Consider the following 13,021-nt stretch of genomic DNA (forward strand, 5'->3'; position numbering starts at 1 on the left):
TGCTGTAATTGAACTTACTAAAAATTAGTCCTATTAACTGGAGGTATTCAAATGTCTGAAACACTTCTTACCGTCATTAAAGAACGACGCTCAGTTAGGAAATACGACCCGAGCTTTAAGATTGAAAGAGAAGAGATTCTGGAGATGCTGGAGGCTGCAACAATGGCACCTTCAACGAGCAATTTGCAGCCATGGGAATTTATCGTTTTTCTAAATCCTGAAGAGAGGAAAGACTTGCGGGCGATTGCCTATAATCAGGAGCAGATTGAAACGGCTACAGCCGTCATCGCGGTATTAGGCGATAAAGAATTTTATAAAAATATCGATCCAGTCTATGACAGCATGTCGGCCGCAGGATATATTAATGATGCAAGCAAAGAAGTGCTCGTCGGTAATGCCAAAAAAACTTATCCATATGCACCTGAGGAAGTACGCAAGAACTTAGCAACGTTCGATGCCGGACTAACCGCCATGCAATTTATGCTGATTGCCAAGGAACGCGGCTATGCAACAGGGCCAATGGGCGGTTTTGATAAAGTTAAGTTCTCGGAGCGCTTCAATGTATCTGATCGCTATTTTCCGATTGTCCTGATTACGCTGGGGAAAGAAAACGCACCAGCTTATCAGACAACACGCCTCGCAATAAAAGATAAGGTAAGGTTCATCTAAAAAGGGTGCCAGGCACCTCCGAACTGCTCCTTCACTCAATCAAATGGTAGGTGAGTTAGAGGACTGCCCCAACTTTTCAGAGGGAATCCATTCGTCAAGGAAGGACATCGTTCGATTATGTCGAATTAAGGTTGATGGAGACGTCTTTATAAAAACCTCATGATTTGTGGAGGAGTAGCTTTGGATACGATTACACATACTCTTTTTGGATTTTCATTATATAGTTCCATCCATAAAGATCAGATGGATCGAAGAACAAAACAGGCATATTTTTTCACTTCCATAGGAGCAAGCCAGATTCCGGATAGTGATGTGATTTCCCAGCTATGGGATACAGAAGGGCTTTATCAAATGTGGCATCGCGGCATTACCCACTCCATTTTTCTTACACCAATATGGGCTTTATTGTTTTATGTGGTATGTCTGCTTATTTTTAAAGTCAGGGACAGGCGGATCTTTTTTCTAGGATGGCTTGCTGTCGTGATTCATGATACAAGTGATCTCTTTAATGCTTGGGGAACAGGTTATCTGGAGCCATTTTCTCAGGACAGAATCACCTTTGGGACCATCCCGATTATTGACTTTGTATTCTGGGGAATCATTGGCAGCTGTTATTATTTATCGAGGAAGAAGGTCACGAAGAGGCCCTATTATTTCCGAGCCGCTTGGCTGTTAATGGCACTTCACGTTGTCCTGCAAAGTCTGCAAGGTTATTATTTCTATCAAAAGTACAATCAAGATTATGAGCAAATTGCTTTATCAGCTGGCTTCATTCCGACTACCTTTCAAGTCATCGCAAAACAGGAGGGAAGCGTGACCATCCTTCAGGACGGAATCTTTCAACGTAAGGAAACCCAGTATGTCCTCCATTCTAAAGAGGATGCAGATCTTGAATATTTATTCTCAAAAAGTCCAAAAGCAAAAACTCTCTACCAATGGTCACCCTTTGTAGTCGTCATTGATGACGGTAACCGTCTCGGTATTTACGACCCTAGATTCTATCGCAACGGCCAATCCTTTCTCTTTGAATCCATTACCCGTTAAACGAGGCAGGTCAGTGGAATAAAATTGTATTTAAATACTAATCCTAACCAAAAAAGATAAGGGGATTAGGAAATTGGATATTATAAACCCGATGGATATAATGAAACCAATTAATATAAGTACAAAAGAATTAGATGAATCCCAGCCATTAACAACAGTTGAAATGGGAAAACTTTGGGTTTCCTATATGGGGAACAGTATGTCGAGTCAAATCTTATCTTATTTTCTTCAACATTGTGAGGATGAGTATATTCGGACCGTCTTGGAAAATGGGTTAGCGGTAAGTAAAGATTTCTTGCAAAGGATAGAGGTAATCTTAAGAAAAGAAAATTTCCCCATACCTGTAGGTTTTTCAGAAGATGATGTAAATCTTGGTGCCCCGCGTTTATACGAAGATGATTTTTACGTACAATATATAAAATATGCGGCTAAGGCCGGTATGAGCCTATATTCCGTGGCGATTCCGCTGGTAATGAGGGAGGATATTAGAGAATTTTTTGTTTATGCAAATCAATGCACCGTTATCCTATTGGGGCAGATTAATAATGTTTTAATGGAAAAGAAATTAATTGTTAAGCCTCCAATTATTCCAACACCTGAAAAACCTCAATTTATTAATAAACAAAGCTTTCTTAATGGTTGGTTTGGGGATGTTAGACCGCTGCATGCAATGGAAATCGTCCACCTTTACGATAACATTGAAAATAACATAACAAGTAAAGCGTTATTATTGGGATTTTATCAGACGGTTAAGGACGAAAAAATAAAAGCTTTGTTTAAACGAGGTTTAGATATGACCGATAAAGCGGTGAAGCAATTTATTGAAAAGCTTCATAAAGAAAACTTGGCAACACCGTCATACATAGACCATTTGGTGACAACATCAACCAATCCTCCTTTTTCCGATAAAATCATGTTATTTCATAAAGTTGACATGTTTTCCATGAAAATTAGGTCGTATGGAAATTCACTTGCAGTAAATGGAAGAAGGGATATAAGTACATTATATTTAAGAACGATGGCGAACGTTGGCATATTTGTTGATGATGGGGCAAATATTTTAATTGATAAAGAATGGATGGAATCACCGCCAACAGCATTCGATAGAGGTTAATCTACCAATAAAGTTGACCTTCATTAGCCAATGTGGGATGCGTTTAAAGATGCAGGGGAGAAGAAGAAAAGCACGCATTTCTACCATTTTGTATATTTAGCCTATTTTGTGATTGTAAAATCAAAGTGCCTGACACCGCCCGATTTTTTTCGAATCGAAACGGTGTCAGGCACCATCCAAACCCTTACACGGGGCTGCTGATCAGGGGTTTGAATAAAAAGGTTGAAATTTCCTTGCTCGGCAGCGGCCGGCTGAAGAGGTAGCCTTGACCTTCCTTACAAGACAGGGTAGAAAGAAATTGTAATTGCTGCTGCTTTTCGATTCCTTCAGCTATCACATCAACGTTTAAATGGGAGGCCATATCGATAATGGTCTTGACAATGATCCCCTGATCCCGCTCAATATCTTCAATAAAGGAACGATCTATTTTCAAACAATCAATCGGTAAATCACGCAGGCAGGCAAGGGAGGAGTACCCTGTTCCAAAGTCATCAATCGACAGTCTGACCCCAAGTGAACGTAACTGCTTTAAAATCGGAATGGTCATTCTCGGGTTTTGCATCACACTTTCGGTGATCTCTAACTCTACATAAGCAGGATTCATATTGGTTTCATCCAGTATTCTTTTTAGGAATGAAACCAAATCTTCATGGAAAAGAATCGCTGAAATATTGACGGCCATTCTAATCGGTTTGATTCCGTTTTTTACCCAAGATTGAAGATCATGAAAGGCCGTTTTTAAAACCCATTCCGTAATAGGAGTAATCAAACCGGTTTCCTCCGCTAACGGGATAAATTCACTGGGCGGAATATTTCCCCAAGCATGATGCTGCCAACGAATCAGGGCTTCTACTCCCACTATTTTCTGACTGGCTAAATCGATCTGAGGCTGGTAATGTAAAGAAAAGGACTTCTCCTTAATGGCATCCCGCAAATCCCGCTCCATTTCGACCCTTTTAGATAGCTGTTCGTATATTTCAAATGAATAATATTGCACCTCATTTGTACGGTTTTTCTTTCCAGAAAACATCGCACTGTCTGCTTTTTTGACTAAGCATTCCAAATTCTCTCCGTCATCGGGGTAAAAACTGACGCCAATCGAGGTGCTCACATAAATTCGCTCATTTCGAATATGAAAAGCTGCTCCAAATAAGCCGCTAATTTCATTAGCTAACCTTTTGGCCTTCTCTCTTGCGCAATCCCTTAGAATGATGATAAACTCATCGCCCCCAAATCGGTAGACATCACCCGACTCACCCAGATGCTTCGTGATTCGCTTCGTTACCGCCTGAAGGACCCGGTCTCCCATCCTATGTCCAAAGTGGTCATTAATATATTTAAATCGGTCTAAATCTAGGAATAACAACGCCATTTGCTTTTGTTTATTTTCTTGGATCCAGCAGTCTACATCGGTATGAAAGCAGCGCCGATTACGGAGGCCTGTTAATTCATCATGTAACGCATTATAGCGAATTTTCTCTTCCGTTTCCTTTTGGTCTGTGATATCTTGGCGAATGGATATATATTGGTAAGGGTCGCCATTCTCGTTTAAAAAAGGGACAATGTTAGTTTTTACCCAATAATAGGAGCCATCCTTGGCACGATTTTTAATCTCGCCTGTCCAGACCTTTCCGTTGCCAATGGTTCTCCACATCTCTTTAAAAAATGCTTTGGAATGATAACCAGAATTAAGGAGGCTATGATTTTGCCCGAGGAGTTCTTCTCTCACATACTTTGACAACTCGCAAAACTTTTCATTTACGTAGGTAATGAATCCTTTGTTATCTGTAATCGCCACGATGACGGATTTATCCATTGCCTGTTTAATGTCGTTTAATTCCTTTAGAGTGGTATCAAGCTCCCGTTTCTTTTCTCTGCCAACCGTAATATCCTTTCCTAAGATCAGCAGACCTTTCCGTCTCCCGTCCTTGTAGTAAAACGGAAGCTTCATCACATCATAGATCACCGTTTGATTATGAATATGATAAATATAATCTTGGTATCGGCTGAATGAACCACTCAACCATGTTTGTTCATCGGTCACCTCCGATTGTTCAAATAACTCTTGTAAGAAAGGATAGTGATAGGCTAAATCGATATTTCTCTTTCCAATTAAGCAGCTATTTTCTATGTTTAAAAGTTTGAAAAACTTCCCGCCGACATAGACATAGTTCCCTTCGCCATCCTTTAAACAGAAAATATCGCTGAAAGAGTCAATTAAATCCAAAATAGAATCAAAATCATGCTCTAGTTCTAATAAAAGCTCCTTCATCCACAGGTCTCCCTTCATGCTGTCAATCTCTATCACCGGAATACTAAGATACCAAGTATGATTTCCTGTTCATCCATTTATATTTCTACCATAATACCAAGAAAACCTCGGAAATACGTGTGATTTAAATCACACTTGGAGAGCATTCCATTTCCAATTCTAGATGGCAAAATGTCGGCAGGGAAGCAAACTAGCATGTCATGTCGTGGTGAGCTCTCAACAGCTGAAAAAGGGTCAGTTTTCTGAAAATTCCTGATTGCTACTGAACGTATATCTAAATGGCTATTGGATAAATTAGATGTATTATAAACTACAATACGGAGTGTATACTTTTTGAAATATCCAACCTATGAGGATGTAAAAAAAGCGAGAGAAACTTTAAGAGATATCTCAACTGAGCACTGGTTTCATGGAGATTTATTGACGTGGCAATGGTGGCTGCTTCTTGCAGCAACTATACTACCTTGGATTATTTGGGTAAAGTTTCGTGACAAGAAAAGGACATATGAACTCCTAAGTTATGGTTTAACTTGGGCAGTTATGGCTTCTTTATTAGATATAATTGGCGGAGAAATGCTTCTATGGGGTTATCCTCACAAGCTGTTTCCTATGGTTCCTCCATTGTTCCCTGCTGATATCACAGTTATTCCTGTTGCGTTTATGTTCATATATCAGTATACAAATAAGTATAAAACATATTTGTTTTCCTCCATATTATTATCGGCATTTTTTTCTTTTATAGTAGAGGCCTTATTCATAAAATGGGGTATGTTTGAATTAACTAATTGGAAACATACTTTCTCATTTATTGGTTTCTCCATTATAGCCCAAATTATTTTTTATATCATAAAGAGATTGAAGGAAAATGAATAGGTGCAAGAATTGAAATAAGTCGTGCTGCGGCGGGCTGGTCTAACGGGGATTAATGCAAAGTCTGCAGGCTATGTTGTTAAGGCTAATGGGAATGTTATGAAGGCAGACGTTTCTCTTGCAGCTCTTTTTTAATAAGAAAAGGAACATCTGGGGTAATGTGGTCTGTAAACTAGGGGTTAAGGTGAGCAATTTATGCCCACCTAATACAATGTGAATTTAAAGATACTTAAAGAGATTCAAACCTATGTTAGAGATGGAACTCTTAATAAATATTTTAATCTTAAGAGTATATCGTCCAACAAATGGGTAACTCGAATTCTTATTTTAATTAAGCTGATAATCAAGCCAATTAAAATATTCAAAAGTATCTACCTCCACATTGAAATTTAGTGTTATGAAAACACTAAGATTATTATTAGACAAAAATCATGAACTATTCCTCTAGATCTGAATATCGAAGTAGTCAATAGGATAACTTATGAAAAAATGGAGGTGTTTAGATTGGACAACCTATCTAATGCTAAATTAACTTCCGCTGAGATTGCTGCACTTTGGACACAGTATATGAACGAACTAGCGCGGTTGAATGGGAAGGCTGAAATAGTAGCTGCTGAACCATGCAATCCTTTAGTAATATAAGCTTTACTTAACAAGAAGAAAAACCACCCAGCGCCGCTAAAAGCAAGTAAATGCAAAAAGGTGGTTTCAATATAAAGTTCTAGTTACCCGAAATAGGTGGCTCCAGAAGAATTGGCGCAGCTAGACTTATACGATATTAAATCTTGTTCTTAATAATAACTTCCGTTACAGTGAGAGAAGCGCGTGGTTTCGTGTTTTCGATAATGATATCGGCTACATCATCAGGATCCATCAGGCGATTAATTCGCTCTGGTTCGAAAATCCCATCCCAAAATGGTGATTTCATACCACCCATATAGGCTCCCAACACCCTGATTGCTGTATCCTGCAGTTCAACGGCTAAACTCTCGGTGAAGCCGCGAACGCCAAATTTACTTGCACAATAAACCGTCTCGTTCACTTTGCCTTCCAGTCCTGCAGTCGAAACAATATTAACAATGATTCCTTGATTGCGCTTTTTCATATCAGGCAGTATTTCTTGTGTACAGAAGATGGTTCCCTTTAGATTAATATCAATCATATGGTGAACAGATTCTTCCCCAATATTTTCAGCCAAATCAAAATCACCGACACCTGCGTTATTGATTAATAAATCAACTGGTCCTGCTTCTTCCTTAATCGATTGCATGACCTTTGCCACATTTGTTTTAGAGGTAACATCTACTTCGTAGATCGAATGGCTATGAGTTAATGTTTCAGCCGTTTGATCAAGTTTTGATTTAGTCCTTCCCAGTAAGCATACATGGCATCCTAAATCAGAATACTTCTTTGCTAAGGAAGCCCCTAGTCCACTTCCGGCACCTGTAATAACGACAACCTTCATATCCATATGATTCATTCCTTTTGCGTTAAAAAATTTCAAATGGTCCAATTTGTGTGTTCATCTATTAGCTATTTATAAATATTTAATTTTATTTTCGAAAACTGTTGAGGTATATAAAATTTATTGTACATTAATGGATAATCTTCATTTCCGTAAAGGCTTTCTAATAGTAAAAAACACTCATTTCGGCCAATTAATTTTTCTTTCTGATCGGCTAAATTTACGGTATGTGTATACCTTATTTCAATTTCTCCATGATTCGCATTCACATACGCTTGGTTCTCTAGAAAATCCAGCAGTAGTTCCTTATTATCTAAGTCCAAGGATAAACTTTCTACCGTTTCCATAGACATAAAAGTAAAAGCATAGCCTACTAAATCGTTCCCTTTTCTATACAGACGTTCTATAGCCGCTACTCCTGATAAGTCTCTTTTTAATACTTGTTTCGTATATTCTGTTTCCGTTTCCAGTCGGTAATGTGTATCGATTCTGTCAAATGTACTTTTATGGCACTTTTGCATGGGGTTACTTAATTTTTCTAATTGAACACTATCTGGCTGTTTGTAAAAGGAATCAATAACAAAGTTCCCTTTTCCGTGAACATTTCTTACTAATCCATCATCCTGCAAAAGTGCTAAAGCTTGTCTTAATGTAGCACGGCTAACCCCAAGTTTTTTTGCTAAATCTGGTTCAGAGGGAAGCTGGCTGCCTACAGGGAATTCACCCTTTGTAATTTGAAGAAGGAGCTCGTCATATACATATATATATAATGGTCTTTTCAATTTATCTGGCATGGTTGTATTCATTCATCCATTCAGTTCCTTTATTTAAGAAGTGGTAAGAAAGAATGACCGTTATTAGGCATTTCCACAGCGAAGTTGTCTGCTATCGTTGCACCAATATCTGCAAATGTATCATTTTCAGGTAATTTGCCAGAGTCCTTTAATTTTTTCGAATAAGCCAGTACGGGGATAAATTCACGTGTATGGTCAGTACCAGAAAAGGTTGGATCATTGCCATGGTCAGCCGTAATGATTAACAAATCATCTTCTCGGATTGATTTTAACACTTCATCTAAACGTTTATCAAACGCTTCTAAAGCTTTCCCATAGCCTTCTGGGTCTCGGCGATGGCCATATAAGGCATCAAAGTCGACTAAATTTAAGAAACTCATTCCTATAAAGTCCTTCTCCATGACTTCGAGCAATTTGTCCATACCATCCATATTGTCCTTCGTACGAATGGCTTCTGTTACCCCTTCACCATCAAAGATATCATTAATTTTTCCGATGGCAATGACATCATAGCCTCCATCCTGCAGGCTGTTCATGACGGTTTTACTAAATGGTTTTAATGCATAGTCATGGCGATTGGATGTTCTTGTAAAGTTCCCGGGTTTGCCCACATAGGGTCTCGCGATAATTCGGCCAATTAAATAGGCAGGGTCTTTTGTGATTTCTCGAACCTTTTCACAAATATCATATAGTTCTTCTAGCGGGATGATTTCTTCATGAGCTGCAATTTGCAGAACAGGGTCAGCTGACGTATAGACAATTAAATCTCCCGTCTTCATTTGATGCTCCCCATATTCATCAATGATTGCTGTTCCGCTAGCAGGTTTATTCCCGACCACTTTACGGCCTGTCATTTCTTCGATTTGGTTGATTAATTTGTCGGGGAAACCATTTGGATACACATTAAATGGTTTATCGATATTTAAGCCCATGATTTCCCAATGACCTGTCATTGTATCTTTCCCAACTGATTTTTCCTGCAATTTCGTATAATAGGCAAGAGGTTTGTCCGCTTTGGGTACACCTGGGATTTCTTCAATATTGGACAGACCTAATTTTGCTAGATTCGGCATATCGAGTCCATTCATATACTCTGCAATGTGTAACAGTGTATGAGAACCGACATCATTAAATTGTTCCGCATCTTTAGCTTCGCCGATGCCTACTGAATCCATGACAATTAAGTGTATACGTTTAAATTTCATCAAGCTGCATTCTTCCTTTGATTATTGTTTTCTAATTTTCGACCAACTAAAGCCCAAAATAAAACGATGGCTAGTACCGCAATGGCTGCAATGATCATGATAATACTACTATAATTCAATGCTGTTGCATCCTTTGTCACAAAACGCAAAAAGCTAAATTGTAAATCTTTTTTATCAATTAAAAAGGCTGAATAGGTAAAACCAGCTGACATCGCGATATTGATGCATAAATTATAGAAGCCTAATGCTGTCCCTGATTTTTCAGTTGGAACATTTTTAATGCTTGTATCGATTAACGGTGCATAGAGCAATGCAAAGCTGCAAGAAAATAAAATAAGAGAAATGACAAATACTGTAATAGAAGTATCGACAAAGAAGGCACCCATTAGGATACTGATAATAATTAAACTAATGGCTAAATAAACACCTTGCTTACTGCTTAGATATTTCCCTATTTTACCTGATAACGCCCCAACGAAGGCTGCTAACAAACATGCTGGTATAAACATCAATGAAACAGTATCCAATTTGATATCATATAGAGTTGTCAACAGGAATGATAGTGTATTTAGAGCATAAGCAGCATAAGTGGAATAAATGATAAATGCTACCACTAATACAAATAAAAATTGTTTGTTTTTGAAGAATTCAATTGTGATAAACGCATTTTTCTTTTTACTGATATAAACTAAGAACGCAATCACAGATGCAACAAAGAGAACAAAAATTCCCCAATTGAAGTAGGACATATACAGCATAATTGAGGTAGAAACGGTTGCGATTAAAATGAGTCCTATAAAGTCTACATTATTTTTCTTTCTTTCTTCTTTTGGTAAATACTTAAGAATGAATGGCAATAATACTATGCTTAGTAAAGGAATTAAAAACAAGTTCTGCCATTGCAGGTAAGTTGAAACAAATCCGCCTGCTAAGATCCCAATAACAGTCGCAAGCTGGTAGCTGCTCGTACTAAATCCCATATACTTTTTTTGGTCTTCTGCACTTGCGTATTTAGCGATGAAAATTAAGTAAAGTGTTTCAGTCGCCCCTAAGCCAGCCGCTTGGATGATTCTTGAAAACACGACTAGCCAGTAATTCGTGTGAGTGATATAGCCAAGTAAAGATCCTATACAAATTAAGATGATACCTGCGGCCAGCAAATTTCGTACACTGATGGAATCAGACAGAGAGGAATAAACAACTGCGCCAATCCCAATGACTAATCCTGCCAGCGTTACCTGCCAGCTTACTGTACTTGCTGATACCCCGAAATACTTTACTAAATCGGGAGAAATAATTTTAAAAGAGTTATCGATCACGAGTGAAAAAATCATTAATGTTAATATAACCGGAACTATTTTGCTTACGTTTACAATCGATTGTTTTTCAATTGAGCTATTCATGATGAATATACCTCCGCTAGTTATGAACAAAATTAATATAAGATAACGCTTTCTCTTAGTGTATAAAAAAGACAACTATTTGCATTTACTCGTTTACTTGGATGACTGATCGTTACCGGTTAAGACAAGCATCCCTTACATCTGAGGCTGTAAAAGATGCTTGTCTTATAGTATTCCTTTTAAATTAGGCCAGCTCTAATGCGATCTCCATCATTTTCGTAAAGGCAGTCTGACGTTCCTCAGGAGTAGTATGTTCTCCCGTAATCATATGATCACTTACCGTTAAAATACATAATGCATTGACACGTGCTTGAATGGCATTCCAATATAAGGCTACAGATTCCATTTCAACGCTTAGAATACCGATGTCTGTCCATTTTTTCATCACTGTTGGGTCAGCATGATAAAATATTTCGCTTGAAAGGATGTTTCCAATATGAACTTTTTGACCTTTTTCATCAGCAATATTTTTTGCTTTTTGCAAAAGTTCGAAAGAAGCGGTTAATGGAAATTGTCCAGGTAAATTAAATTGATGGCCATAATTGGAATCTGTTGCAGATCCCATACCTAAAATAACGTCATATAATTCAATGTTTTCTTGCAGGGCACCACAAGTACCAATTCTAATTAAATTTTTAGCGCCAAAGACATTAATTAATTCCCAAGAATAAATCCCCATGCTGGCTGGGCCCATTCCCGTTCCCATAACAGAGATTTTCTTGCCTTTGTACGTACCTGTATATCCTAACATTCCTCGTACTTCATTAAAGCACTGGGCATTTTCTAAATAAGTTTCCGCAATAAATTTTGCTCTTAAAGGATCCCCAGGTAATAGAACAGTTTCAGCTATTTCTACTCCGTTGGGTTTAATATGAGGTGTTTCTTTCATAGTAACCATCGTTTTCTTTTGCTCCTTTAGTGAAAATTTGACTTTTTTCGACATGTCTATTTTTTAAACAAGTTAAAAATAACATAATTCATTATTTGGTGCAAGCACTTTCATAATAAAGACAAAAACGGTGCCAGGCACCGCCTGAAACCTCCTCTCTTTAACAAACGGGACGATTCCTGGCAGTCTTTATTAATATTGTGCTGAAAAGCAAATATTATAGCGGGTTTGAGGCGTATTCAACTAAAAGTTTGTTTGAAAAGCTTTTGGCGAATTTTTCCTGAGGTTTAACACTAAATACCATAGTCTTATTTATCCATTCACATTTTTGATTTCCTCCTATAATATAAAAATTAATGAAAAGCGGGGAAGGGGGAGTTTGGTGAACACGGATCAAGCTTATGAAATGTTAATAGATGCGGGAGTTACAGAGGAAAATAGTATTTTAACGGTAAGACGCTGGCTGCGCGAGAGAAAGATCACATTTGAGGGAAAAGGGCAGAACAAATCGGGATACCAATTTAATGATACAGTTCAGGCTTTAAGTATGTTGAAGGACGCTGGTATTGCCGAAAACCAGGGGATGCAAATTGTCCAGCGCTGGCTAAGTGAAGGAAGGGTGCAAAACATAGGACGAAAAACTGAGTACATATCTAATGGAACGGAAGAAACCCGTTCTTTACGTGTTTCCAGAGATTCCGATTCCATGATCCGCCAGCTAAAAGCAAAGATCAAAGCACAGGATGAGCAAATAAAAGGGATTGAGCAGCTTCATCAAACTTCCATCCATTCATTAATTCAGCAAAGGGATAAATTACAAAAAGAGTGGTTGAAACAGGAGAAAGAAAAAAACGAATTACAATACGAAACCAAGAAACTATTACGGGAAAATATGGATTTGCGCAATGAAGTATTAAAGTTAAAAGAAGAACTTTCTAAAGGTACTCCTAAAGAACGCAAGCAGCAGGGGGCTCAGCTTCCTCTTCAAACGAATGATTATCGTCAAAAATTAGGACTTTCCAAAAGTGCCAGTCAAAAGGAGATTTTAGCGGGATATAAGAAATTATTAAAAGTGACCCATCCCGATCACGGCGGCAGCCCGGAGGCGTTTCATTATATTAAAACGGAATATGATTTTTATAAGAATAGGATGAAGGGTTAATGAGTACAGAGGTACTCCAGGCTGTCGAAAAACTTTCGATGGCCTTTTATTTTATACAGATTCTTTATTAATTCACCGCGTTAATTTGATACAATGAGTTGATGAACAGACTGTTCAATAGGTCTGTTGATTTC

Annotated in this window: 12 protein-coding genes; 6 read left to right on the top strand and 6 right to left on the bottom strand. The window is 38.0% G+C overall.

Annotated elements, in window-relative coordinates; translation table 11 throughout:
* The first annotated feature begins 51 nt into the window (after window positions 1–51).
* From IE222_RS15155 to IE222_RS15165, 3 genes are all read left to right on the top strand, one after another.
* A complete protein-coding gene (locus IE222_RS15155; protein WP_191274202.1) occupies window positions 52–669 on the top strand; it encodes a nitroreductase family protein in 618 nt (205 codons plus the stop codon).
* A gap of 180 nt (window positions 670–849) precedes the next feature.
* A complete protein-coding gene (locus IE222_RS15160) occupies window positions 850–1,713 on the top strand; it encodes a metal-dependent hydrolase (RefSeq protein WP_191274203.1) in 864 nt (287 codons plus the stop codon).
* Between the two features lie 91 nt (window positions 1,714–1,804).
* The gene (locus tag IE222_RS15165; RefSeq protein ID WP_191274238.1) at window positions 1,805–2,827 is read left to right on the top strand and encodes a DUF3231 family protein; all 1,023 of its coding nucleotides are present in this window, start codon (window positions 1,805–1,807) and stop codon (window positions 2,825–2,827) included.
* A gap of 184 nt (window positions 2,828–3,011) precedes the next feature.
* Here the strand turns inward: IE222_RS15165 and IE222_RS15170 are convergent, their stop codons facing one another.
* Window positions 3,012–5,099: a bifunctional diguanylate cyclase/phosphodiesterase gene (locus IE222_RS15170; protein WP_191274205.1), complete on the bottom strand. Its 2,088-nt coding sequence runs from the start codon at window positions 5,097–5,099 to the stop codon at window positions 3,012–3,014.
* 333 nt (window positions 5,100–5,432) lie between these two features.
* Between IE222_RS15170 and IE222_RS15175 the strand changes: the two genes are divergently transcribed.
* Window positions 5,433–5,972 (top strand): CBO0543 family protein, encoded by a 540-nt coding sequence (locus IE222_RS15175; protein ID WP_191274207.1) that lies wholly within the window; start codon window positions 5,433–5,435, stop codon window positions 5,970–5,972.
* 501 nt (window positions 5,973–6,473) lie between these two features.
* Window positions 6,474–6,611 carry a hypothetical protein gene (locus IE222_RS15180; protein ID WP_191274209.1) on the top strand — a complete coding sequence of 46 codons (138 nt, stop codon included), beginning with the start codon at window positions 6,474–6,476 and terminating at the stop codon, window positions 6,609–6,611.
* A gap of 136 nt (window positions 6,612–6,747) precedes the next feature.
* Here IE222_RS15180 and IE222_RS15185 read toward each other — a convergent pair whose 3' ends face one another.
* From IE222_RS15185 to deoD, 5 genes are all read right to left on the bottom strand, one after another.
* Window positions 6,748–7,440 carry an SDR family oxidoreductase gene (locus IE222_RS15185; protein WP_191274240.1) on the bottom strand — a complete coding sequence of 231 codons (693 nt, stop codon included), beginning with the start codon at window positions 7,438–7,440 and terminating at the stop codon, window positions 6,748–6,750.
* A 62-nt stretch (window positions 7,441–7,502) separates the two neighbouring features.
* The gene (locus tag IE222_RS15190; protein ID WP_191274211.1) at window positions 7,503–8,240 is read right to left on the bottom strand and encodes a GntR family transcriptional regulator; all 738 of its coding nucleotides are present in this window, start codon (window positions 8,238–8,240) and stop codon (window positions 7,503–7,505) included.
* Between the two features lie 17 nt (window positions 8,241–8,257).
* Window positions 8,258–9,433, bottom strand: a complete 1,176-nt coding sequence (gene deoB / locus IE222_RS15195; protein ID WP_191274241.1) for a phosphopentomutase — start codon at window positions 9,431–9,433, stop codon at window positions 8,258–8,260.
* Window positions 9,433–10,836: an MFS transporter gene (locus IE222_RS15200; protein ID WP_191274213.1), complete on the bottom strand. Its 1,404-nt coding sequence runs from the start codon at window positions 10,834–10,836 to the stop codon at window positions 9,433–9,435. Before IE222_RS15200 ends, deoB begins: the two co-directional genes overlap by 1 nt.
* 184 nt (window positions 10,837–11,020) lie before the next feature.
* Entirely contained in the window at window positions 11,021–11,734 is a 714-nt protein-coding gene (gene deoD / locus IE222_RS15205; protein ID WP_191274214.1) for a purine-nucleoside phosphorylase, read from the bottom strand.
* 373 nt (window positions 11,735–12,107) lie between these two features.
* On the opposite strand from deoD, the gene IE222_RS15210 reads away from it, so the two are divergent.
* Entirely contained in the window at window positions 12,108–12,887 is a 780-nt protein-coding gene (locus IE222_RS15210) for a J domain-containing protein (protein WP_191274216.1), read from the top strand.
* Window positions 12,888–13,021: the final 134 nt, after the last annotated feature.

It is taken from the genome of Neobacillus kokaensis (assembly GCF_014656545.1).
Classification (GTDB): Bacteria; Bacillota; Bacilli; order Bacillales; family Cytobacillaceae; genus Neobacillus; species Neobacillus kokaensis.